This is a genomic window from Salinibacter sp. 10B (assembly GCF_002954405.1).
In the GTDB taxonomy this organism is placed as follows: Bacteria; Bacteroidota; Rhodothermia; order Rhodothermales; family Salinibacteraceae; genus Salinibacter.
Genome location: NZ_MQWC01000004.1, coordinates 208,610 through 232,486 on the forward strand (window position 1 = coordinate 208,610; position 23,877 = coordinate 232,486).

The 23,877-nt window shown below is 59.1% G+C and carries 17 protein-coding genes; 14 read left to right on the plus strand and 3 right to left on the minus strand.

The window, feature by feature from the left end; genetic code table 11:
• Positions 1–14 precede the first annotated feature (14 nt).
• Positions 15–1,034: a LacI family DNA-binding transcriptional regulator gene (locus tag BSZ35_RS01220; RefSeq protein ID WP_105010745.1), complete on the minus strand. Its 1,020-nt coding sequence runs from the start codon at positions 1,032–1,034 to the stop codon at positions 15–17.
• A 546-nt stretch (positions 1,035–1,580) separates the two neighbouring features.
• A complete protein-coding gene (locus BSZ35_RS01225; protein ID WP_219846564.1) occupies positions 1,581–2,840 on the minus strand; it encodes a M28 family metallopeptidase in 1,260 nt (419 codons plus the stop codon).
• A gap of 399 nt (positions 2,841–3,239) precedes the next feature.
• On the opposite strand from BSZ35_RS01225, the gene BSZ35_RS01230 reads away from it, so the two are divergent.
• The 14 genes from BSZ35_RS01230 (at position 3,240) to BSZ35_RS01295 (ending at position 21,896) form a co-directional block, all read left to right on the plus strand.
• Positions 3,240–4,139 (plus strand): MBL fold metallo-hydrolase, encoded by a 900-nt coding sequence (locus tag BSZ35_RS01230; protein ID WP_105010747.1) that lies wholly within the window; start codon positions 3,240–3,242, stop codon positions 4,137–4,139.
• Between the two features lie 802 nt (positions 4,140–4,941).
• Positions 4,942–6,369 carry a Na+/H+ antiporter NhaC family protein gene (locus tag BSZ35_RS01235; RefSeq protein WP_105010748.1) on the plus strand — a complete coding sequence of 476 codons (1,428 nt, stop codon included), beginning with the start codon at positions 4,942–4,944 and terminating at the stop codon, positions 6,367–6,369.
• Positions 6,370–6,889: 520 nt separating this feature from the next.
• Positions 6,890–8,698, plus strand: coding sequence for a sugar-binding domain-containing protein (locus BSZ35_RS01240; RefSeq protein WP_105010749.1), 1,809 nt, complete (start codon positions 6,890–6,892; stop codon positions 8,696–8,698).
• Positions 8,699–8,965: 267 nt separating this feature from the next.
• On the plus strand, positions 8,966–10,573 hold the full coding sequence (locus BSZ35_RS01245; RefSeq protein WP_105010750.1) for a Na+/H+ antiporter NhaC family protein: 1,608 nt from the start codon (positions 8,966–8,968) through the stop codon (positions 10,571–10,573).
• 688 nt (positions 10,574–11,261) lie between these two features.
• Entirely contained in the window at positions 11,262–11,879 is a 618-nt protein-coding gene (locus BSZ35_RS01250; RefSeq protein WP_146109965.1) for a hypothetical protein, read from the plus strand.
• A 1,114-nt stretch (positions 11,880–12,993) separates the two neighbouring features.
• Positions 12,994–13,611 (plus strand): TetR/AcrR family transcriptional regulator, encoded by a 618-nt coding sequence (locus BSZ35_RS01255; protein ID WP_105010752.1) that lies wholly within the window; start codon positions 12,994–12,996, stop codon positions 13,609–13,611.
• Positions 13,612–13,838: 227 nt separating this feature from the next.
• On the plus strand, positions 13,839–15,242 hold the full coding sequence (locus BSZ35_RS01260; protein ID WP_181149127.1) for a TolC family protein: 1,404 nt from the start codon (positions 13,839–13,841) through the stop codon (positions 15,240–15,242).
• 137 nt (positions 15,243–15,379) lie between these two features.
• Positions 15,380–16,393 carry an HlyD family efflux transporter periplasmic adaptor subunit gene (locus BSZ35_RS01265; RefSeq protein ID WP_181149128.1) on the plus strand — a complete coding sequence of 338 codons (1,014 nt, stop codon included), beginning with the start codon at positions 15,380–15,382 and terminating at the stop codon, positions 16,391–16,393.
• A gap of 68 nt (positions 16,394–16,461) precedes the next feature.
• Positions 16,462–17,433 (plus strand): ABC transporter ATP-binding protein, encoded by a 972-nt coding sequence (locus BSZ35_RS01270; protein ID WP_105010755.1) that lies wholly within the window; start codon positions 16,462–16,464, stop codon positions 17,431–17,433.
• Between the two features lie 61 nt (positions 17,434–17,494).
• On the plus strand, positions 17,495–18,223 hold the full coding sequence (locus tag BSZ35_RS01275) for an ABC transporter ATP-binding protein (protein ID WP_105010756.1): 729 nt from the start codon (positions 17,495–17,497) through the stop codon (positions 18,221–18,223).
• Positions 18,224–18,397: 174 nt separating this feature from the next.
• On the plus strand, positions 18,398–19,504 hold the full coding sequence (locus BSZ35_RS01280; RefSeq protein WP_105010757.1) for an ABC transporter permease: 1,107 nt from the start codon (positions 18,398–18,400) through the stop codon (positions 19,502–19,504).
• An 80-nt stretch (positions 19,505–19,584) separates the two neighbouring features.
• Positions 19,585–20,712, plus strand: coding sequence for an ABC transporter permease (locus tag BSZ35_RS01285; RefSeq protein ID WP_181149129.1), 1,128 nt, complete (start codon positions 19,585–19,587; stop codon positions 20,710–20,712).
• Positions 20,713–20,951: 239 nt separating this feature from the next.
• Positions 20,952–21,359 carry a hypothetical protein gene (locus BSZ35_RS01290; RefSeq protein ID WP_105010759.1) on the plus strand — a complete coding sequence of 136 codons (408 nt, stop codon included), beginning with the start codon at positions 20,952–20,954 and terminating at the stop codon, positions 21,357–21,359.
• A 90-nt stretch (positions 21,360–21,449) separates the two neighbouring features.
• Entirely contained in the window at positions 21,450–21,896 is a 447-nt protein-coding gene (locus tag BSZ35_RS01295) for a hypothetical protein (protein ID WP_105010760.1), read from the plus strand.
• A gap of 1,036 nt (positions 21,897–22,932) precedes the next feature.
• Here BSZ35_RS01295 and BSZ35_RS01305 read toward each other — a convergent pair.
• Positions 22,933–23,559, minus strand: a complete 627-nt coding sequence (locus BSZ35_RS01305; protein ID WP_105010762.1) for a nuclear transport factor 2 family protein — start codon at positions 23,557–23,559, stop codon at positions 22,933–22,935.
• Positions 23,560–23,877 lie beyond the last annotated feature (318 nt).

Genomic DNA, 23,877 nt, shown 5'->3' on the forward strand with positions numbered 1-23,877 from the left:
GGACACAGGGGACTTTACCGGGGAGGAGCCGTTGAGGAACGCTCAATAAGCTCCGCCTCCAGCGAAATGCGCTGGCACGTATCGGTTCCGTTTCCCTGGAGCTGATTGAGGAGGAGCTCAGTTGCCTTACGGCCCATCAACCGTTTGGGGACGCGGACGGTCGTGAGGGGGATTGGGAAATAGTCCAGCATGTTCAGATCGTCGAAGCCCACGACAGAGACATCATCCGGCACCGAGAGCCCAAGTTCGCGAAGGGCCTTCATTGTGCCGAGGGCGACGAGATCGTTGTAGCACGTCACCGCAGTGGTGGGCACATCCTCAGAGAAGTGGTCGAGGGCCGTGCGGTAGCCTTCTTCGAAGGAGTCGCCCGCCGGGAGAACGATCTCGTCGTCGAAGATGAGCGGAGAGCGGCTAAAGGCGCGGCGGATCCCTGCTACGCGCTCACTACTGTGTTTGGAATATTCCGGGCCGGCCAGGTGGATAATATGCTCGTGTCCGAGATCGAGCAGGTGGCGGATGGCCCGTGAGGAGGCTTCGACGTTGTCGATGTCGACGAGGTTGGCCTGAATGCCGCGGATGCCTTCGAGAAGCACAAACGGGATGTTGTTGCGTTTGAGCTCGAAGATGTGGGAAAGGTCCGTGTTCTCGTTGAGAATAGGAGTGATGATCAGCCCATCCAGGTCCTTGTTGGAGAACTGATCAATGATCTGCTTCTCCGTGTCGAAGTCTCCCTCCGAACTGCTGACGAACGTCAGGTATCCCTGCTCATTGGCCACCTCTTGGATGCCGACGAGGACCTCAGAGTAGTAGGGATTGTCCGCCTCCTTGATCACGAACCCAAGACTCTGGCCGTTCGGCGCTCGAAAGCCGCGTCGTGCCGAGCCCCGAGGCCGGTAGTCCAGTTTTTCAATTGTGTCGAGCACGCGTTGGCGCGTACTGTTTTTGACGACGTCGCGGTCATTAATCACAGCGGAGACCGTCGATTTGGAGACCCCCGCATGATCTGCCACGTCGTCGATGGTGACGTCCTTCATCGGTTATTGGGTCAGGTGAGTAGGAGAGATGAACGGTGTCGGAGGGGAGGGAGGAAAGCTCTTCTAGAATACCGAATGATTCGGTTTAGGATCAAGCGCATGGTCCTGCCTGCACCCACGCGGACGTTTGTGCAGGGGGTACGAAGGCGTTCTTCTCACAATTCCCACAATGACGGGTCTCTATGTAGACGTTGGCATTCGTTACATAGAGTAAACCCCTGGTAACGCCATCGAGACAGAAGAAGCAGGAACGGTTTGAGGTCCTCTGAATGTCCTCAATGATTCCAGTAAATATCCACGGCAAATTTCCCGCCACTTTAGAAGAGGGACGAACGTCCCATGCTCATCGATCTCCTGTCTTCGCTCGTTAAGGGGGAGTCCAAAAGCTCGGGTGGGAGAGCGAAGAAAGGGGATTATCGCCGATCAGAAATCGGAGGGGGGAGGAGATGCGAAGCGCATCTCATGAGGGCCGTTTCCTTTTGAACGGAACGGTTCGAGCGCCACTGATCCTCGGTCGCTGGTCGTACCTTCACGAGCGCACTCCCGCTACTCCAGGAGGGCTGAGGGGAAGACGACCGGGCTTTCGTGTCCCGCTTCGTCCACTGCCGCTACGCCGAAAAGCCAGTTGTCGATCACGACGTTTTCGAGCGTGTGGCGGGTCGTGCCGGCGGGTACAAATTTACTGTGCTGCCAGCGCGAGGCGGCCGTGCGACGCCAGTACACCTTGTATCCTGCCAGATTCTTGTGGTCGACCGGCGTCCAGGCGAGGGTGGTGGACGGCGAGACGGCTCCGCCGATTTTTACGCTGTCAGGGCGAGGGGGACCGGCAGCGATCGACGCCATCGTTGCGACGTTGACCCCGGTCAACTTCTCGGCGTACTCAAAATTTACGCCCTCGATCGTGTCGCCGTAGTCGATGCCGTTTTCAGTGCGGAGGTCCTGGTGCTGCCGGTTGTAGTTCTCGTGCGTTTCCATCACGCGGACGGCCGGAAAGCCGCGATCGGCAAAGGGCATCTGATCGCCCCCGCGACCGAAGCGATCGAGGCGGTAAATGAGGATCGGATCGAGGTGGCGGCTGTAAGTTTCGGCCTGTGTGGCCACGTAACGGGCGAGTTGGCGCGAAGGCCCGTCGTTTTCGCCGCCGAAGTAGCGAGTGGCCCACGACTCCTCGTGCAGGTCCGGCGGCCGACGCTGAGAGAACACGCGGAACGTGGTATTTTCAATTACCCCGTCGATGCCGCGAATATTGCCGATCATGTCGTTATTGAGCACGCCGGCCATCGTCCAGTCTTTCTCCACCGCAACCTCTGCTGCATGCGTGCTGCCGAAGAGCCCTTGCTCTTCCCCGGTGTATCCGACGTAGACGATACTACTGGCAAAGTCGCGTTTCGATAGCACACGGGCGGCCTCTACGGCTCCGGCCACGCCCGAGGCGTCGTCGTTGGCGCCCGGCGCGCGGCTGGTGCTGTCCATGATGTTGGAGACGCGAGAGTCGAGATGCCCGCCCATGAGGACGTATCGGTTCGGGTGTTCGGTGCCGCGCTGGATCGCGACAACGTTATAGACGGCCGTTCGCGAGGGGATGCGCTCCGTTTCGCTTGCGGGCACCACGGTCTTCTGAAATTTGACCTCCAGGCACCCGCCACACGCGCGCGAAATGCGTTCGAATTCGGCCTTCAGCCAGCGGCGAGCGGCCCCGATGCCGCTATCCTCGGAGGTGGTGTCTGAGAGGGTGTGGCGCGTCCCGAAGCTGACCATCGTTCGGATGTCGTCCTCGATCCGGCTGGCGTCTACCGAGTCGACCATCGCTTGGATGGCGGGGTCTGAGGACGGAGGAGGAGCATCCTGGCCCGATACGGGTTCGGCAAAAAGGACGCAAAGAAAAGCGACTAAGAGAACAGCAGAATGCCTCATGAGGCAACAAGAATAAGGAAGGTCGTGTGCACCTCTTTAGGGTAGAGGTGCGGACCGGCAATGTCTATCTAGGGGGCCTTACATCATTGAGATTGCTCTGGCACGTTGAAATTGGGAAGGGGGAGCGGGGGAGACGTAGAAACATGTCTTTGAGCGAGAAGGTAGCCCCATTACTGTCAGTGGGCGCTAGTCTGGCGTGGAAGGCTGTGCCAAGTGTCCGTCTCTACGGAAGAAGCGTTGGCCGTTTTGTTTTTTGCTCCGACCACCAATCACTCCTTCGTTTCCGCCGCTATGCTTTCTCGACGGCACTTTCTCCAGACCCTCGGCATGGCAATGGCCGCTGCTCCGGCGGCTTCCTCACTTTTCCAACGGGTGCCCTTAGAGGACACCTCCGACGGGTTCACGGCCCTTCGTCGCGGGGTGGGCATTTTCCGCAAACAGGGGGGGACCATCGGCTGGCTCATTCGGGACGGGGCCCTCGTGGTAGTGGATACACAGTCGCCCAAAACAGCCCCCGACTGCTGGACTGGGCTCCGAGACCGAACCGAGGAGGCACTCGACTTCGTGATTAATACCCATCATCATGGCGACCACACTGGGGGCAATGGGGTTTTTGCAGAGTATACCGACCGCATTATTGCCCACGAAAACGTTCCCTCTCTTATGCGAGAGGCCGCTGATGACGAAGCCAACAGTGTATATCCTACTGAGACGTTTGAGAAGACCGTCTCCGAGCAGGTAGGCGACGAGACGATTACGCTTCGATATCACGGCCCGGCCCATACTGGAGGCGACGCTACCATTCACTTCGAGAAGGCCAATGTCGTACACGTAGGCGATCTGGTGTTCAACCGGGCCTATCCCTTCATCGATGTGGAGGGGGGAGCCGACTCGAAGAACTGGATCTCGGAGCTTGAGACGATCCACGACCAGTTCGACGACGATACGATCTTTATCCACGGCCATGCCAACCCAGAGTTTGGGCCAACGGGGGGACGAGAAGATTTGCTCGTGATGCGAGACTTCCTCTCGGCGCTCAACGAGTACGTACTGCAGCAGCGTCAGGCTGGCGCCTCTCTCAAAGAGATGAAACAGAAAACGGCCTTCGAGGGCTTCGAGGCGTTCAATTTTGACTGGGCATTGTCGCTCAGTGCCTGTATCGAGGCAGTCTATCGTGAGCAAACGGGATAAGGGGGGCGCCAGTATGCCACGTCGTGAGGAGCCGACTTCGAAGGGGAATAACGTCCAAAGTTACTTCCGGACTGAGGTCAAAAATTCCCAGTTGATTGTCGAGCGTCTCTCCTGTCGCGCAGATTGAAACGTCATTTGGTAGACGTTCTGTAGGGGCGACGTCGCGAACCTCGTGTATTATGGTTTCGGCATTCGACCGGTCGTTTCCCAACAGGACTCTTTTCGACCCCCGTTTGTACATTCTCCCACAGTGTCCCGGCGTTCACATCAATCCATCAAACAGACCTTGGCTCTGGTCGCGAAATGTGCAGAGCATCGAGTCGATTGGAGGCGGAGCCCCTGCTCATCGAGGGTCTTCGTCAAATGAGCGACCGTTGGACTCGAAAATACCCCGCAACGCTCGGTCATACTGCTGCTGACCCGACGGAATAAGCACGGGCTTGCCGCGCTTCTTTGCGGAGTCCGCAATCATTTTATATCGTCTACCGAAAATGATTGTACATTCCTGAGCTCTGTCCCGTCAAGAAATTGCCTTCTTTGAGAACACCGTCCTCCTGCGCTCCGATGCGGGATTTCGCCCGGGCGACGTGGATCCTCGAAGTCGATTTAGGCCCCGACGGTGTGTATAATCACCCCCAGTAGTTGATATTGGTGGAATCCGGCGTCGATGACGGAGACAACGTCCTCGGAAATGGCAGTCCACGTCATTCTGATGCGAGTCCCGCTCCCGGGATCCCGACATTGTGAGTCGGATTTGTTTGAGCATTCGGTATCACTGCACGTTCACTAATCGTCTTCGCGAATGGATTGGATCGTATTGTTGCCACCCGTCGTGGCAATTGTGCTGGCCCTTTGGACACGACAGATCTATCTATCCCTTTTTGCGGGCCTTTGGCTGGGGACTACGATCCTGGCCGGGGGGAATCCAGTGGGCGGCCTTCGGGAGTTGGCCGATCAACTCGTGGCCGTCTTCGAAAGTGAAAGCAACACCCGAATTCTCTTGTTCTGCCTGCTTGTGGGAAGTCTCATCGCTCTCGTGCAGGCCTCAGGTGGCGTAAAGGGCTTCATCGCATGGGCCCGGGAACGGGAATGGGGGTCCAGCCGGCGCGGTGCCGAGCTTTTGGCCTGGAGCATTGGTGTGGTCCTTTTTGTGGAGTCGAATATTTCGTCTCTCACCGTGGGGGCAGTAAGCCGACCCCTTTTTGATAAGCTGAACCTTCCTCGAGAGAAGCTTGCCTATTACTGCGACGCCACCTGTGCACCGGTTTGCATGTCGATCCCATTCAACGGATGGGGCGCTTTTGTGCTGGGGCTCCTCGGCGCTCAGAATCTCGGAGTTTCTGCCGTTGCCGTGCTTGCGAAGGCAGTGCTCTTCAACTTCTTTGCGCTTTTCGCCATCGGGTTTTCCCTCATGTTGGCCCTGACCGGATGGCGCTTCGGGGCCATGCGACGAGCCGAAACGCGAGCCGAGGAGACGGGACAGGTCCTGCGGGAGGGAGCCCAGCCGATGGTAGAAGACGACGTGGCCCGCATCGAACCCTCCGAGCACGTAGAGCCGCAGGCGCGGAATCTGCTTCTGCCGGTTGGGGTAATGGTTTCGATGATCTTCGTCGGCTTGTACGTGACCGGTCAGGGCAACTTGATGCAAGGCAGTGGGGCGACGGCCGTGCTGTGGGCTGTAGGAACAGCCCTGGGGGCAGCTCTTCTGCTCTACACAGTGCCGCGGTTTGGAGGGAAGCCACCACTGTCTGTGAGTGATGCCATGGACTGGGTTGTGAAGGGCGCGTCCGGTCTTGTGCCTGTCACGTTGCTTCTCGTGCTTGCGTTTGCGCTTGGGCAGGTGTCCCAGGCGCTGGAGATGGGGGCATACGTGGTGCAGCTCGTAGGAGGACAGGCCGCGGCGTGGTGGATGCCGGTACTCGTGTTTGGAGTGACGAGCTTCGTCTCGTTCACGCTCGGCTCGTCCTGGACGGCCTTTGCTATCCTTATTCCGGTCGTGATGCCCTTGGCTGCCGAGATTGCACTGCCATTGTCCTTGATGCTGGGGGCGGTGCTTTCGGGGGGCATCTTTGGGGATCACACCTCGCCCTTGTCGGACACCACCATTATTTCCTCAATGGCGTCGGCCTGTGACCACGTGGATCACGTCAACACGCAGCTGCCCTACGCGCTGGTACAGGCCGGGCTGGCCGCCGTTGCATTCATAGTGGCAGGGATCCTGGCTGGATAGCCTTCGGGATCTGCTTTGCGGTAGGGCGTGCCTGACGATGGTCATTAAGGAGGCAGACCGGGCGCCCCACCGATGGAGGCATTCTGAGGGGTAGGGAATGCTATTTGGGATTAATCGTGGTTCTTATTATCCTTCATCGAATCGAAATAATGAAGGTAAAATCGGTTCGATTTTGTCACCATTCTGTCTGAGGGAGATGAATGTTGGATGGGAGTCGAATCCGACTCCCCGGAGGATCGTCTTTGCGGCCGATTTTCTTGTTCACGCCCTGCCGAATCAAGTCCGATCCCCGTCGCTGTCTCGCTCCACAGTGGGAAGTCTCCCGGGCGGCTCTCGCCCTTGCAAGTGCCCTGTCCGAACCGATCAGGCCGCGCGCAGATGGCAAGGCACGCCTGCAGTAAGCATATTGTAGAGCACACTCCGTTTGTGGGTTGACGCCGCGTTCTTGGTCGTCCGCTCGGTACGAAAGACAAGTTCTGTTCTGACAGTCTTCCATCTTTAATCAACCATGACTAACGCGATGTCCCGAAAACATTGGCTGGTCGGTGGGCTGATCGCTCTTTTGTTCGGTGCGCTTCTTCCGATTCGTGCTGAGGCCCAGACCGAAAACTGGCGCCCGGCTGACAATCCGTTGATGACCCGGTGGGCGGACGACGTCAATCCAGAGGAGCCTTTGCCGGAGTACCCTCGGCCCAAGATGAAACGGGAAGAGTGGACCAACCTGAACGGCCTGTGGGATTTTCAAATCAGTGGGAAAGCGGGGAAGGGCGAGTACGATGATCAACTTCTGGTCCCGTACCCAGTCGAGTCGGCCCTGTCGGGGGTGAAGAAGACGGTGGGGGCCAAGAACCGTGTGTGGTACCGGCGCACGTTTCAGGCCGATCCAGCCGGGGACGAACGTGTGCTCCTGCACTTTGGGGCGAGCGACTGGGAGACCCACGTCTACGTGAACGACCAGTATGTGGGAATGCACCAGGGCGGATACGATCCGTTTACATTCGACATTACCGACGAACTCGCCGAAACGGAGGAGCACACGATCGAGGTCACGGTCTGGGACCCAACGGACAAGGGGAACCAGCCCGTGGGGAAGCAGACCCACGACCCGCGCAGCATCTGGTACACGGCGGTAACGGGCATTTGGCAGACCGTGTGGCTGGAGACGGTGCCAGAGACCTACATTCAGGACCTGACGGTGACGCCGCAGATTGGGCAGGAGCGCGCCAGGATTGAGGTCGACGTTGAAGGTGCAACGGACGACCACCGAGTACGCGCCGTCGTGAGTACCGACGAGGGAGAGGTGGCCCGCGCGACCGGCCATCCGCAGAACCGACTTCTCGCTGAGTGGGACAACCCCCGATTGTGGTCCCCGTCCGATCCGTTTCTCTACGATCTAGAAGTCCACCTGCTCGACGACGAGGGGACGGTCGTAGATGAGGTGAGCAGTTACGTCGGCATGCGGTCGGTGTCCGTGGCGGAGGCAGAGGATGGTCACACGCGTTTGTTTCTGAACGGAGAGCCGCTTTTTCACATGGGTCTGCTGGATCAGGGGTGGTGGCCGGACGGACTTTACACCGCCCCGACCGACGAGGCGTTGAAATACGACATTGAGGTCACTAAGGAGCTCGGCTACAACATGATCCGGAAGCACGTGAAGGTCGAGCCGCAGCGGTGGTATTACTGGGCCGACAAGCTCGGAGTACTGGTGTGGCAGGACATGCCCAGCGGGGATATGCGCCCGGGACAGATTCCGGAGCGTTCTCCCGAGTCCGCTCAACAGTTCAAAGACGAGTACAAAGACATGATCGACGCATTGTATCACTATCCGTCGATCGTGATGTGGGTGCCATTCAATGAAGGGTGGGGGCAGTTCCAGACCCGAGAAATCGTGGAGTGGACCGAGAGCTACGATCCGACGCGTCTGGTTGATAATGCGAGTGGTTGGCATGATCGCGGGGTCGGCGACGTGGTCGACGAGCACCACTATCCGGGTCCGGGCATGCCGGAGCCGGAAGAGAACCGGGCGTCAGTGCTCGGTGAGTTCGGAGGAGAGGCGCTCGTGGTTGAGGATCACCTCTGGATTCAGGATTTCTCGGAGGCGCCGACCCACTACGAGACATCTCAGTCGAAAGAGGCGCTGCATGGTACCTACGATCGGATGATTGCGGAGGTCGACTCGATGAAAGAGGAGGGTCTTGCGGCAGCGGTCTACACGCAGACGACTGATGTGGAGTCGGAAGTGAACGGCGTTATGACCTATGATCGAGCAGTCATCAAATTCGACGAGGCTCACATGCGGAAGATGCACAGTGCCCTCGTCAAAGAGTGAAAATCTGCTTGGCGGATTGTCCACGGCCTGCGATTTCGTGGATCTCGTGCAGAACGGCTTCTGCGGTCCTGGACATCTCTCTGGGATGGTGGAGAGGGGCCGCCCGACGAGATGGGATGCGCCTTGTGTGGTGCCACGAGAAAGGAGCAAGGGGACGCCTGGGCCATGCGCTCTTCCCCAAAACTCCGATTGTGGGTCCTATTGGCGTCCGTGCCTTTCAATTCGTTATTTGGGCTGAGTGATATCCGCACAATTTGCTCTTCGATCATGCCCGACCCCTCTGTGTCTGAGATTGATGAGGCCGAGTCTTCCACCGATTCAGAAGCCGCTCCCGAAGGGTCGCCCGATGGATGGATGCGATGGGCGATAGCTGCGTTGGTGTTAGGAGGATTGGGGATTGCTGTTTATTTTGCTGGTGACATCCCGAAGACCGACGGTCACTACGGCTTCTGGTCCATTTTGCCACCGCTCATCGCCATCGTGTTGGCGTTCTGGATGCGGGAGGTTGTCAGCGCCCTCTTCATCGGCATCGCGGCAGGTGGGCTTATCGCGGGGAAGGTGAATATCATTGATGCCTTTCTCCTTCCAGCCATCGGCACGGAGGACTTTGCACTCATCTTACTGGTGTACCTGTGGGCACTGGGAGGCCTCATCGGGCTCTGGACACGCACCGGAGGAGCTCTCCGATTTGCCTCGTGGGCTGGGGAGCGCATGGTTCGCGGCCCGAAGACAGCCAAGTTCTTCACCTGGATTATGGGCTTGGTCTTTCACCAGGGGGGCACCATCTCGACCGTTCTCACCGGCGCAACGGCTCGTCCCATCGGCGATCAGCACGACGTTTCGCACGAAGAATTGTCATACGTGGTTGACTCCACGGCATCCCCCGCCGCCACGCTGATTCCGTTCAACGTGTGGCCCATTTACGTTGGGGGTCTCGTGGCTGGGACGATTCCCCTCTTCGAGACTGCACAGGACGGCATCACGTTCTTCTTTTCGGCCCTCCCGTTCAACTTCTACGCGATATTCGCTGTGGCGATGACGTTTCTCTTTGCGTGGGAGGTGCTTCCTTGGGTCCCGGGCAAGCAGATGCGTGAGGCCATGGACCGGGCACGCTCGACCGGCAAATTGGATCGCGATGGGGCAACCCCGCTCACCTCGCGCGAACTCACGGAGATGGACGTGCCGGACGATTACGCACCGGGCCTCATCGACTTCCTTGCCCCCATCGGGACGCTACTAGGCGTGGCCATCCTTCCGTATATCGTGACCTATTTCTTTATGGGATGGACGGGAGGGCAGAATCCCGATCCGATGCTACTCATTGCGGAGGCATTTGTGCTCGCGGTGCTGGCCGGAATGGGCATTGCCTTGTTCAAAGGCATGGACTTCGACACGGTGATCGATGGCTTTATTGACGGCTGCAAGGGCGTGACCATCGGTGCCATCATTCTAGCGCTTGCCGTGTCGTTGAAAGAGGTGGCCGACGCGGTGGGCACGGCCAATTATGTGGTGGCAACGGTTGGAGACGTGCTTACGCCCGCCATCCTGCCGGGACTTCTCCTCGTCCTTTGTGTGATCATAGCATTCTCGACGGGAACTTCGTGGGGGACCTACGCGGTGGTGTTTCCGGTGGCGATGCCACTGGCGTGGAGCGTTTCGCAGGACCCGTTTTTCATCACCCTCTGCTTTAGCGCCGTGGTTGGCGGTAGCGTCTACGGCGACCAGTGCTCGCCCATTTCGGACACGACGGTGCTCTCGTCACTCGCCACTGGGTCGGACCTCATGGACCACGTGTACACCCAGCTTCCCCTGGCATCGGTCGCGGGAGGCCTCGCAATTGTGGTGTACACACTGATGGTGGTGTTCTTCGTGTGACCTGTCTGTCTTTATCCTTGCGCGGTTGGGGGAGGCGACGTTTCAGCTTGCTGCGATATCCGATGTTGTAGAAAGCGGTCCGGACCTCTTCGTGAGGGCACGATGTAGGGCCGCGTACGATCAGCGTCTGGTCTCTTGTAGGCTTGGCACAGGGGGGACGCAGGATCCGGGGACGGGTCTTCCTCGAGAGTGGTGCTGTGGCAGTGCCAGCAAGCAGCGTTGGATAGGTCCTTCCGTACTCCACCGTTGCCCGTCCCCGGAACCGGAGACGGATGCTCCGTAGAGCGAACGACGTGTGCCGTCACGCCCTTGGGTCTACTCGCGGAGCCGGACGTAGCTCCGACATGGTTATGAGCCAAAGGACGGGTACCGGCGTAGGGCCTGGAGTGGGATCATGTCCCCGGATGTACGTTCCACCGGAGGGATTTTGAAGACTTCGGTTCTTGTTTTATATGAACGCCATTTCCTGGCGTATAGGGACTCTGCGCCGGTGGTGCATTGCAGGAAGCCCCCTTCAACATCTATTCACAATCCGTATATTCTGTGGGTAGGGAAGGCGCCGGGCTATCTTCAGGGTCCACCGCTGCGCAAGCGACGTGCTTTCGCAGAGTCGACTGAAGTTGTATCTGTATAGAGCCGACTGTCCCTTGCGGACCTACGTCCCATTCCCATCAGTCGGAGGTCCATTATGAACGTTCTACGTTTTACATTAATTCGCGGAGGACTCGCGATGTGTCTCGTCGGCCTTTTGGCCGCCGGGTTGCTCGTCGCACAGTCCACATTCGCGCAGTCCACAACCGAACCCCTGACCCTCATAAAACACCTTCGAACCGAACTCGGCTCGAAGGACGACGCCCGCCAGGAGCGGGCCCTTATCGACGTGATTGCCCTGGCGTCCTGCCAGGAGAGTTGCACCGTGTTCCTGCAATCGGCGATGAACCGGAAGGTCCGGATCGCAAACGAATCCGGAACCGGGAATGTCGTCGATCTGGACGCACTTACCCCCGGCCTTCTTCGTGCCTACCGAAGTGGTCCGGGTGACGGCCACAAGCTTCTGGCCCTTTCGGCCCTCATTAATGTCGGTAACCAGAAAGCCCTCGAGAAACTCATCGAAGAGAAGGACGCGCAGAGCGCTGACGTGCAGAGGGTCACGAACATGAGCCTGGCATCATTCTACTTCGCAAAGTACCCGGATCTCACCGAACGGTCCATTCGTCGGCGCAGCCTCACGCTCGACGACGTGCAGCGGGCCGAAGTCCTTCGTGTGCGGGCAGAGAGGCGTGCGCAAAAGGAGGGAGGGCAGTAGGCGCCGGGAGGACCGGCTGCGCGTGTGCCAAATCCCTGGCTACCAGCTGCTGTTCTTAGTCCCCTCGGTCTGGAAGGAGGCGATCTGGAAAGAGGCGACTGTGGAGCATCCGCCCACGATCGACCGACCGCGATCACGCAGTCCCGAGGGCTGGCGGGGGCTCTGAGTTGATCGAACAGTCCGTATGCAAGGGTAGAGGCACTTTCACTACTCCGTTACGTTTTTCCTCTTGACCGGAAACAGCGGGGGGCGTAGCGTAGGGGTAGAGCATCACACTAGAGATGTGCTCTGCGTTCGAGACACAACGTAGCGCGATGCTTTAGAAGAGCCTGCCTCGGCCTAGCCGAGGTGGGCTTTTCGCATGGGGGCCTGTTCCATGTGAGCGCTCCTGTGTTGGAGGGAGGGTTGCCTGGGCCAGCTGGACGAGCTTTTCCCTGTCCCCAATTTTCTCGTCAAAGCCCGATGTTCTCGGCGGAATTGTTCTGAAAGGACCTCGCCTCCCCGGACGCAGCGGGTGAAGGTCTCTCATGAGGCGTGGCCGGGGTGCAACTTCATGACTCGTTCGGTCCGGCACAGCCGCATCAATAACGACGTTTGTGTCGAATAGGACGCGGACAACTGGAAAAGTAGTGGCCAGAAAAGAAGGGGAAGAGGGCGTTGCCAGCTACCGATGCGGCACCGAAAGGGAGGCGGACTACCCGGCGGGCTAGCGGCCTGATCGATCTTCGAGCGGCCGAGGATAGAGGGGCACGCCCTCGCCTTCAACGAGTTGGGCGTCCTCGGTTGTCAGAACCACCAGCTCGCGTCGGCGAAGCGCGCCGGTCCAGCCGACCAAAAGAAGTGCGCTGTCACGAAGGGGGAAGCCTCAGCCGGCTTGCGGCGCATTCTCACGAGTCTGCCACAGCCGCTGATGGCCCTGCCGGCGTTTCTCTCGTTCTGGGGTTTGAGCCGGTTCTGCCCGTCGAGTTGGACTGGAAGGGATTCCACGCACAGGCGCCTATTCGGCATTTCTTCACGGTCAAGTCAGTCACGAGGGAAACACGCTGTTAATTGATAAATTAATTGAGTAGAATTAATTATCGAGTTAAAAACCATTCTAAACTCCGTCGGCACCATGTCTTCACCGCGCAATGAAACCGAGTCTCGCATTCTAGAGGCTGCCCAAACTGTGTTCGTCCGGGAGGGAACCCGCGAGGCCAAGCTCAAGGAAATCGCCGAGGAAGCCGACGTCAACCAGGCGCTTTTGCACTACTATTATCGCGACAAGAAAACCCTGGCAGATACGGTCTTCGAGAAGGTGGCATCGGAATTTTTCCCTCAGTTGGAGGCTATATTGAACGCCGATCAAACGGTGGAGGAGAAGGTGAGAACGTTCGTCCCGAAATACATCAATCTCATTCAAGAAAACCCCTACTTGCCGTCCTACATCGTGGGAGAGTTAAATCGAACCCCGGCAGAGTTGAAAGATCGGGTCCGATCATTAGATCTAGCCCCGTTCGAAAAGCTTGGCCCCCTTGATCAGCAACTGAAGCGGCGGGCCGAGGAGGGAACGCTCCAGCCCATCTCGGCCCAGCAGTTCGTGGTGAATCTGGTGTCCCTCTGCGTCTTTCCCTTCATTGCGCGCCCCCTTCTTGAGGCCGCGTTGGGGATGGAGAGGGAGAACTTCGAGCATCTCCTGGAAGACCGGAAGGAGGCGGTGCCGACATTTTTCCTCAATGCTATTCAGCCTTGATGCCGCCGTCGGCGGTCGGCACTGCGGGACGCTTCCTCATCCCGACCGTCGATCTTTTTTTATCAATGAGGATTAATTATGAGATTAAATGGTTTGGGTAACGACCCTCATGCATACGGAGCTCTCTTTTCGTCGATGTTCTTTCGGTTTGACCAAGCGCCATGCCCATGGAGACAATGACATTTTCCGTCTTCTCACCCCTCACCACTTGTAGATGGCTGTTCGTCATGGCCGTGGTCGCGCTCGCCGTTGGGGGGGCGGCCGGGGCCTACGCTCAACAGGGGCCGACGACCCAGGCCGGACCGTCCGGGGCTGAGCCGGTTGCGACCGACGCGTCTATGACCGATTCGCTCACGATCGAGCGCGTGGTGGATCAAGTGTTGAAGACATATCCGTCGATCGTAGCGTCTCGAAAAGACGTAAATGCCGCGGAGGCCCGTGTTGGACAGGCCCGAAGCGGGTACTGGCCTCGGGTCGAGGCCGTGGGGACGTACCGCCGGCAGGACCCTGTGCCGGAAATTTCGGTGCCGGGGGCGCCCAGTGGACCGAATCAGTCTAGGGGGGGACGCACCGTAGGCATTCAGCCCAACAATCTGTACGATGGACACCTCCAGGTGCGGCAGACGCTGTATGACTTCGGGCGGACGCGGGCACGGATTGGTCAGGCGGAAGCCGGCCGCACTGCGGCCGAGCGACAGGTCGACACCGAGCGCAGTGAGCTGGCCTTCCAGGCAATCCGGGTCTACTATACGACGCTCCTCGCCGATGCCCGAAGTCGAGTTCAACGAAGACAGATCGAGCAGCTCGAGCAGACACTGAAGGTGGTGCGTCGTCGACAGGACGCCGGGGCGGCCACTGAATTTGAGATTCAGTCGACGCTCTCGCGGCTCTCGGAGGCTCGAAGTCAACTCACTCGTCTTCAAAGCCAGCGAAAGAGTCAAGAGGCCGAGTTGGGGCGGTTGCTCGGACGCGCCTCGGACGATCCTCCGGCGCTAAGCAGTGCCCTTGATTCAGTTGTCGCGGTCTCCTCGCCCGTTGACGTTGAGGCACTCGCCGACAGCGCGCTTCTTCGACACCCGTTGGTGCAGGGTGCGAAGGCACGCCTTCGGGCGACGCGTCGGCAGGTGCAGGTGGCCGATCGGTCCGACGCCCCGACCCTTGCCCTCACCGCAGAGGGCGGCGTAAAAAATGGCTATCCGGCTGATTTGAACGAGCCGCGGCTGAATCACTCCGTCGGCCTTTCGCTGCGCGTGCCCTTGTTCGAGGGCTTTGCCACGGAGCGCAGAGTGGAAGAGGCCGAGGCGGAGGTGCAGGCGGCCGAGGCCCGGCTGGCCGATGTGCGACGGCAGGTAGAGACCCGTGTCGAGCAGGCGGCCTCGACGCTTCGGGCGCGTCTCGATCAGCTGGAGGCGACGAAGATGCGCCTCGAACAGGCCCGTATGGCCGCTCAACTGGCCCGGACGCGCTACGAGGCCGGTACCATTACGAACCTGGAGTTGCTCGAAGCGGAAACGGAACTCCGTCGTGCCCGACTGGCCCGGACCGAGGTGCAGTACGAGGTCGTGATGGGGCGGTACACGCTTCAGCGCGCAGCCGGCACACTGCTTCCCTTTGAGACACCCTCTCCGTAACGCGGAGGCTGAATGCGCCACTCCCTCGCTCTTCCGACCCGCCCGTTCGATCTCCGAAGAACATGGTTGCCCTCACTGCTCCATCCGATCGCCACTCTCACACACTGTCCCAGACGACCATCATGTTCTCATTTCGCATGTCCTCTTTCAGATTTTCCGTCCTGCTCGCGAGTCTTCTCGTGTTCGCCGTCGTCCTAGCCGGCTGCAATGGGGAGGACGAGGCCGACGCACACGGCACGTTTGAAGCTGACGAAGTGACCGTGTCGAGCGAGGCGGAGGGACAGCTCGTTCGGTTTTCCGTGGAGGAGGGAGATCGTCTCGCCGCCGCTCCACTGGGCAAAGGGCGACTGACACTTCGATCGTCGCAAGAGGATCCGGCGACTGGTCGAACCGTCGTTGGATTGGTCGACACGACGCAGCTTGCCCTGCAGCGCAGAGAGCTTCGGGCGCGTCGGCAGTCGATCCGTTCGAAGATGGCGAGCGTCACCGCGGAGGTTGAGGTTCGCGCGGAGCAGCTCCGGGCGGCGCGGCGCGAGTTGGAGCGCGTGCGGACGCTCCAAGAGGGGGATGCGGCTCCGCAGCGGCAGGTGGATCAGGCCGAAGACGAGGTGCGAGTGCTTCAGCGGCGCGTGGAGGCCACCCGGACTCAGAAGGCCAGTCTAGCCGACGAGATAGACGCCGTAAACGAGCAGATTGCGCAGGTCAACGAGCGGATCCGCAAGAGCTGGGTCGCGAATCCCGTCGCCGGCACGGTGCTCACTACCTACGCCGAGAAGGGAGAGGTGGTACGCCCCGGGGAGCCGCTCTACACTGTCGCTGCCCTCGACACCCTCATACTCCGGGCCTACGTGAGTGGGGGCCAGCTCTCGAACGTCAAGATTGGGCAGCGCGCCCAGGTGTTCATTGACGACGGCCCCGACCAGCGGCAGTCCTTGGAGGGGCGGGTGACCTGGGTGGCCGACGAGGCCGAGTTTACGCCGACGCCCATCCAGACGAAGGAAGAGCGCGTGGACTTTGTGTACGCCGTCGAACTTCGCGTTCCCAATCCCGAAGGCGCTGCCAAGATTGGAATGCCCGCGGACGTTTCGTTCGGATCGGAGGACGTCACTTCTTCGTCTGCGGCGGCCTCCTCTGTGCCCAATCAACAGTAGGCACTAGGCCCGAGGGAATTCTTCCGGACAGGCATGCGTGAGCCAAAAAGATCAGATCAGTTGTCCTCATGCAGAACAGGACGCACGCCCACAATCTAGATGGCGGCTCGACTGACGACCCGGTCGTCTGGACGGAGAACCTCGTCAAAACGTACGGGGATGAAGTGGCTCTCGACGGCCTCTCCGTGAGTATTCAACCCGGGGAGCTCTTCGGGTTTATCGGCCCGGACGGTGCGGGGAAGACCACCCTCTTTCGCATCTTGACCTCCTTGCTGACGCCGGATGAGGGCACAGCCCGCGTGCTTGGGCTCGATGTCGTGGACGATTATCGTGCGCTTCGCCCTCGTCTCGGCTACATGGCCGGGGAATTCTCGCTGTATCCAGACCTGTCGGTCAAGGAAAATCTCCAGTTCTATGCGTCGGTCTTCGGAACGACGGTAGAAGAGCAGATGGACATGATTCGGCCCGTCTACAAGCAGCTTAAACCGTTCGGCGACCGGCGCGCAGCGGACCTCTCCGGCGGGATGAAGCAGAAGCTGGCCTTGTCTTGCGCCCTCGTTCACCGCCCCGACTTGCTCATCCTCGACGAGCCCACCACCGGGGTCGACGCCGTCAGCCGCCGCGATTTCTGGGACACGCTCACTCAGCTTTCGGATGAAGGCCTGCCCGTCGTCGTCTCCACACCGTACATGGACGAGGCGAGTCGCTGCGACCGTGTGGCGCTTATCCAGGACGGATCGATTCTCACCGTCGATGCCCCCGAACAAATACAACGGGACTACGAGTGGCCCCTGGTTGCCGTGCGCGGCCCGGATCACCACCAGATGTTGAAGGCTCTCCGCAGTGTAGACCACGGGCGGTCGGTCTTTCCGTTCGGGGATGAACTCCACTACGCCGACGCTCGGCACGATAAAGCGCCCGCCTCGGTGGCCGAGGAGGTGCACGCGTTCTTACGCGAGCAGGGGTTCGACGAGGCTGAGGTTCGGCCCATTGAGGCCGGGATTGAAGACGTGTTTATGGCGCTCGGCTCCGAGGCTTAACAACGGCTGTCCGACAATTTTCCTCGCCTTCATTCATCCAAATACTCGTTCCTACCTCGACATGTCAGCAATCACGGCACTGAACTTAACGCGCCGATTTGGGGACTTCACGGCCGTTGATCACATCTCCTTTGAGATTGAAGAGGGAGAGGTCTTCGGCTTCCTCGGGGCCAACGGCGCAGGGAAAACGACCTCAATCCGGATGCTCACCGGCCTTCTGGAGCCGACAGAGGGGGAGGCGCAGGTGGCCGGGTACGACGTACGCACCGAGCCGGAGCAGGTCAAGCGTCACATCGGCTACATGAGCCAGAAGTTTGCGCTATACGATGACCTGACGGTAAAAGAAAATATCCGCCTGTACGGCGGCATCTACGATCTTCCTCATAGCGAAATCCGAAAGCGCCGCGATCGGCTACTCCAGCGCCTTGGCTTTGAGCACGCGGCCGACGAGCGGGTCGGCTCCATTCCACTGGGGTGGAAGCAAAAGCTTGCCTTTTCGGTCGCGCTGCTCCACGAACCGGGCGTCGTCTTTCTCGACGAGCCGACGAGCGGCGTCGATCCCGTCACGCGCCGGCAGTTCTGGGAGATGATTTACGAGGCGGCTTCGGATGGCACCACGGTGCTCGTGACGACCCACTACATGGACGAAGCCGAGTACTGCGACCGCGTATCGATCATGGTCGAGGGCACGATCGACGCGCTCGGTTCCCCTGCGACACTCAAGTCCGACTACGCGGCCGAGACGATGGACGACGTGTTTGTGAAAGTGGCGACATCCGGTGAGTCGTGAGGAGGAACGTCCGTACTCCAAACGCCCCGGGGATTGATTCCGGTGCAGAACCCTCGGCCTTGAATGTCTAGGAGGGAAGAAGTAAAGGACGACCTGCCAGACGCCCTCGCGTTTACCTGTACTCGATGCAGGAAGAGCAATTCGATTTGAAGCCACCCGTAACCGCAAGACGACATGATGAATGCATTCTTCGGGCTCATCCGCAAGGAAGTCTACCACATTTTGCGGGATAGGCGCACGCTGACGGTTCTTCTCCTGATGCCGCTGGTGCAGGTGCTGCTCTTTGGGTACGCTATTCGGACGGACGTGGAGGACATTCGACTCGCCCTCGTGACCCCGAGTCCCGATGCAGAGACCCATCGGCTGAAGGCCACGCTCGAGGGCTCCGATCGTTTTCACGTAACCCGCTTGCTGCGGAGCACCGATCAACTGGAGTCGCTCTTTCAGCAGGGTGCCATCGACCAGGCCCTGGTCGTAGAGTCAGACTTTGCGTCGGCGCTTCGAGCCCCGTCCGGCGCGGGGGTGCTTCTCATCACCGACGCCATGAATCCCAACATCGGGCGCATCCGGCAGGACTACGCACAGGCCCTGCTGGGCGACTACGAACAGTCCCTCAATACAAGCGCCGGAGGCATCCCTTTCCGAATCGAAACGCGCGCCCGCTACAATCCGACGCTCGAGTCGGCCTACTTCTTCGTGCCGGGCCTGCTGGCGTTCGTGCTCACCATCGTATCGGCCCTCATGACGGCCCTTTCCATTGCCCGTGAGAAAGAGACCGGTACTATGGAGACGATGCTCGTCTCTCCCCTGCAGCAGTGGCAGGTGGTCTCCGGGAAAGTCGTTCCGTACGTGGTGGTCGGCTTTGCGAATGCGGTCACGGTACTTGGCGTAGCCTACTCGGTGTTCGACGTGCCCTTACGCGGAAGCCTCGGTCTACTGCTAGGGGAGAGCCTCCTCTTTGTGCTCGTGTGTCTCAGCCTCGGGATTTTTATCTCCACGCGGACCGACTCCCAGCGAACGGCCATGATGGGGACGCTCGTCGGTCTCATGCTACCGACCACCCTCCTTTCGGGGATGATTTTTCCGATTTCGAGCATGCCGGATTGGCTCCAGCCGGTCACGCACGTCGTGCCGGCCAAGTGGTTCGTTCACATCATCCGGGAGATCCTGCTGAAGGGAGCCGGCCTCGACCTTCTGGGACTCGAGACGCTGGTTCTGGTCGGGATGGCTGGCGTTTTCCTGGGGGCCAGCACGCTCAGCTTTAACGTTCGCCTCGAATGACGGGGACTCTGAGTGGGGAGGAGGGGCGTCTCTTCTCTCCATTCATCCGATTGCCCTTGATATCTCCATCCGTGAGCGCCATGCGCACAATCTTCTATCTGGTACAGAAAGAGACCCTACAGGTCCTTCGAGATCGGGTCATGCTGTTTCAGATCATCATGATTCCGGTCGTGCAACTGCTTCTCGTGACGAGTGCAGCTACGTTTGAGGTGCGGCAGGCCGACGTTCAATTCGTAGACAACGACCACAGCCAGGCGTCGCGACGGGTGAGCGAGGCCTTTGCGGCCTCCGAGCGATTTTCGATTACCGAGCATTCGTCTTCCGCGGAGAACGCGAGTCGAAGCCTTCAAGCGGGGCAGGTTGACCTCACGTTGCATGTGCCTGCGGGCTTCGACCGTGAGCTAAATCGGGGAGAGCAGCCGGCCGTTCGGCTCGTCGTGAGCGGCGAGAAGGCCTCGGCCGGCGTGATTCAGTCCTACGCCCAGCAAATTCTCCAGGGCGTGGCCGCGGACCTCGGTGCCGAGCAGTCGCCGCAACTCCAATCGACGGCTCCGGCGAAGCGGGCTCAGCTCGACGTGGGGGCCCGCTTGTGGTACAATGTGACGCTCGAATACGACGACTTCATGGCGCCGGGCATCCTCACGATCCTCGTCACGATTATCGGGACACTGCTCACCGCTCAGAACATCGCCCGCGAGAAGGAGATCGGAACCATTGAGCAGCTCAACGTGACGCCCCTCACGAAAGGAGAGTTCATTGTTGGGAAACTGCTGCCCTTCTGGGCGCTCGGGCTGCTGGAATTCGCTGTGGGATTGGGGATCGCGTGGCTCGCCTTTGACATCCCGTTCGAAGGCAGTCTTTTCCTTCTCTTCGGTGTGGCGGGAATCTACCTGACGAGTGCTCTCGGCATCGGGCTGTGGATTTCTGCGTCCGTCGACACGCAACAACAGGCCATGTTCGTCACGTACTTCGTGCTCGTCCTGTACCTATTTATGAGCGGCCTCTTTACCCCGGTCACGAGCATGCCGGCCTGGGCGGAGTGGTTCGCTGAGCTGAGCCCGCTGAAGCACTTCATTGAGGTCGTTCGGGGCGTACTCATGAAGGGCGCGGGGCCGATGGAGATCTGGCAGCCGACAGCCATCCTGTTGGCGTACGGCATTCTCATCCTGACGGTGGCCGTGCGGCAGTACTCGAAGACGAAAGCTTAGACCCTTAATGGAATTGACCTCAGCACTCGGAACCCCCTTTTTGTCTTTCTTGCTCCACGCTGAATCTACGACGCATTCTTGTACTGATCGACGTTTCGAACGTGCTGGCCTGGCTCATGACTTGGCGCGTCTTGTTGCCGAGCAGCACGTTATTCACGTGACGCGAGATTCAGCGGAGACTGCTGTTTCTCAAAGCGGTAACTCTAAAAACCTGGGACACAAGCGCGTCCTCGACGCCAATGACCGAAACCAGTCACATCCGAATTGCCCGGCATCTCGTTGCAATCGTTGCTGTTACCTTCGGCCTTCTGACGATCTGGTCGGGAGGAACTGTGCTCTTTGGTGGTGAGGAGGCTCGGCAGGCGGTAGGAGACTTCATCCCTTTTGTCGTCTGGAGTAATTTTGTCGCCGGATTCTTCTATGTGGTGGCCGGCGTCGGACTGTGGCAAGGGTGGGAGTGGGCCCGTTGGGTTGCCGTCGCGATTGCTGGCGGGGCGGCGGGGACGTATCTTGCCTTTGGGCTTCACGTGCTGCAGGGCAGGCCGTACGAAATGAGGACGGTTGTAGCACTGGCCGTTCGTACGGGCATGTGGATCGGGATTGCTGTGTTTGCCTTCCGGTTGTTCGACTCGCTAAAGGACGCCTGAACGACAAAACCGCGATGCCGATTGCTAAATAGTCCGTGGGGTGGACCCCTTTTTGTACCGATTCTTTTACACAGAACTCCCTATAATTCCATGACTAACGAACTGAATCGCCGAGAAGCCCTCAAGTGGATCGGTAGTACCCTCATTGGAGGAAGTATGCTCACCGTTGTCTCGGGCTGTGGAGGGGGAGACGGAAACGATGGGGACGGCGACGGGGACGACTCTGCCGATCAGGGTCCTAGCCACGAGGTTCCGCATCCGAACAACGACACGCTCCCTGAGTCTGAAGCCAAAGGAGAGTCCCTCTCGGGGGCAACGCGTACGCGCGGCGGGCAGCAGTCGCAGGACAATCCCGGAGTGGCGCTTCAGCACAAGCCCAGCGGGAATCAGTACTGTGGAAACTGCAGCCTCTACGTGCCGGACCAGAACGGAGATGGCTTCGGGGCGTGCCTCAGCGTGAAAGGAAAGATACATCCCTGCGACTGGTGCATTCTCTACACGGAGCACTCCGGAGAGGGCGTGGTGTCGTGTGCCTAGGCCCAACTGAAGTCCCACAACCTCTCGGGGCAGCTCATTCGAGCCGACATCCGTCATTTATCGGACGGAGTTCCTTGATTGTAGAAGGGATAACCGCCAGAAAAAGAAGCAAAGGCCTCCAGGCGGTTGGTGGTCTCGTCGGAGAGCTGGATCGTGAGTGTGTTCATGGCTTTGGTGGATGATTGATTTTTTACCTTCAGTGAACGAGTCGTTTCCGGTCCACAGCGACGGGAGCAGGTTACGGTGCAGGTGGCGAAGGAAGAAGGCGACGTTGTGCTGCACGTGTCGGACTCAGGAACTAGATCTGACCCCGAGGCCGCCGACCGGCTTTTCGAGCGCTTCTATCGCACGGGTGCGGCAGAGCAGTGCCGGTGGAGGAGGACTCGGGCTTCCCATCGTGAAGGCGCTTACGCAAAGCTATGGGGGAACGGTGACGGCCTGGAGTTTTTAGGCTACGAGGAGGGCAGTACTTTTGAGGGGGCGCCTCCCCAAACGTTAAGCTGAAAAAGCTCTGGGCAGGTTGTATTGAACACGATCGGATTTCGGTACAAGTCCGGTTCAGACGGCGGTCAGAGCCGGTTTCTCAGTATCCAGATCAGGGAAGTCTCTCCGCTGAGCAGCGGGCTCGGCAGTACGGGGAAATGACCAACCGGAAGTGGGAAATCCCCACTCAACGTCGCAGATCCAGGCTGTCGGCAGTCCGGAAGGGGAGTGGAGATATCCGCCGTTTTAAAACCCAAACAGATGCACAAGTATTGATACTATTGGTTTTGAAACTCCGTTTGGAACGACCATGTCCCAGTTCAGAATCGCCCAAACGGGGTAGACGGGGATTCACCGTTCCGTTTCAGAAATCCCTTATTGAAGTGAAGTCATCGATGATTGTCATCTGCACCAAATAGGGTTATCCTCTCTCCTCATCATCAAGACAGTTCTTTGTGTGGGGGGGGGCATTTTTATTGTTTGTGTCTAAGTATAATAGTTATTTTTATACTTTTACGTATCTGTTATTGTAATATAAATTGTGAGCGCGCCTTCATTCAGATGAGGCCTGATGGTCGTAACTCAACACCTCGGTGAGACGCCATTCCTCACCATCACGAATCCAGACGTGGGTAAACTGGGCGATGCTGGTCTTGTAGGGCTGCTTCTCCGGCTCTTGGATGTAGAACTCATGCTGTCCAGACTGGAGGGCCCCGTACAGCGTGCCATCGCGATAGAGGGGGAAAACCTCCATGCTTCCACCCACCAGTCTCCGGATCGGCTTTCGCTCGGGAGAAGAACAGATGTTCTGTTCGATGGCCGCCATGAACTGAGGCTTGTCCTGAATACCGGACTGATCGTGGTAGAAGTCGAGTTCTTCAGCCAGGACCGAGCGGGTGGTCGAAAGGTCACAGCCGTTGAATCCCTCCACGAAGAGCAGGCTATCCATCGTGGCAATCTCCCGAAAGAGCGGCGCGTCTTCTCCGACCTGCGCGTATGCGGGGCGAGGAGACAGAAGAACGGCCGGTAAAATGGCAGCTAAAAGGAGAGCGAGAAGAAGGGACGATACGATACTCCCTGAGGACTGCAGGGGAAATGGGAAAGGGCGCGTCAATGGGGGACCGGAAGAAGCGGGAATCAGTGGATTTCCATTGTTGTCGAAGAGCATGAAATTCTGCATGCTCTTCTGGCTCGTTTAGAAACGCTTTGGGGCGCATCAGAAGACCCGCCTGGGCGACGCTCTTTCCACTCTGAACAGGATGACAAAAAAGGGTGGGTTGACCCGAGAGTCTCCTAAATCTCGCTGGACCTGAGATCCTGCAGGTATTCTTGAGGTAGTAGGGATTAGTGAGCTTACATATCCGCCAGATCTCCAGGAGACGGTTCCGGAGCGCCCCTGTATGCACCGTTGGCGAAACAGAGGAACGGGAAACCGCCCGATGAGGGGAGAAGAGGAGAAGTGATGCTTTGAGGAAACGAAGGGGAAATTTACCCCAAA

Coding starts and splice junctions, on each gene's coding strand:
- BSZ35_RS01220 (WP_105010745.1), bottom strand. CDS start 1,034: ATGAAGGACGTCACCATCGACGACGTGGCAGATCATGCGGGGGTCTCC.
- BSZ35_RS01225 (WP_219846564.1), bottom strand. CDS start 2,840: ATGGTCGACTCGGTAGACGCCAGCCGGATCGAGGACGACATCCGAACG.
- BSZ35_RS01230 (WP_105010747.1), top strand. CDS start 3,240: ATGCTTTCTCGACGGCACTTTCTCCAGACCCTCGGCATGGCAATGGCC.
- BSZ35_RS01235 (WP_105010748.1), top strand. CDS start 4,942: ATGGATTGGATCGTATTGTTGCCACCCGTCGTGGCAATTGTGCTGGCC.
- BSZ35_RS01240 (WP_105010749.1), top strand. CDS start 6,890: ATGTCCCGAAAACATTGGCTGGTCGGTGGGCTGATCGCTCTTTTGTTC.
- BSZ35_RS01245 (WP_105010750.1), top strand. CDS start 8,966: ATGCCCGACCCCTCTGTGTCTGAGATTGATGAGGCCGAGTCTTCCACC.
- BSZ35_RS01250 (WP_146109965.1), top strand. CDS start 11,262: ATGAACGTTCTACGTTTTACATTAATTCGCGGAGGACTCGCGATGTGT.
- BSZ35_RS01255 (WP_105010752.1), top strand. CDS start 12,994: ATGTCTTCACCGCGCAATGAAACCGAGTCTCGCATTCTAGAGGCTGCC.
- BSZ35_RS01260 (WP_181149127.1), top strand. CDS start 13,839: ATGGCCGTGGTCGCGCTCGCCGTTGGGGGGGCGGCCGGGGCCTACGCT.
- BSZ35_RS01265 (WP_181149128.1), top strand. CDS start 15,380: ATGTCCTCTTTCAGATTTTCCGTCCTGCTCGCGAGTCTTCTCGTGTTC.
- BSZ35_RS01270 (WP_105010755.1), top strand. CDS start 16,462: ATGCAGAACAGGACGCACGCCCACAATCTAGATGGCGGCTCGACTGAC.
- BSZ35_RS01275 (WP_105010756.1), top strand. CDS start 17,495: ATGTCAGCAATCACGGCACTGAACTTAACGCGCCGATTTGGGGACTTC.
- BSZ35_RS01280 (WP_105010757.1), top strand. CDS start 18,398: ATGATGAATGCATTCTTCGGGCTCATCCGCAAGGAAGTCTACCACATT.
- BSZ35_RS01285 (WP_181149129.1), top strand. CDS start 19,585: ATGCGCACAATCTTCTATCTGGTACAGAAAGAGACCCTACAGGTCCTT.
- BSZ35_RS01290 (WP_105010759.1), top strand. CDS start 20,952: ATGACCGAAACCAGTCACATCCGAATTGCCCGGCATCTCGTTGCAATC.
- BSZ35_RS01295 (WP_105010760.1), top strand. CDS start 21,450: ATGACTAACGAACTGAATCGCCGAGAAGCCCTCAAGTGGATCGGTAGT.
- BSZ35_RS01305 (WP_105010762.1), bottom strand. CDS start 23,559: ATGCAGAATTTCATGCTCTTCGACAACAATGGAAATCCACTGATTCCC.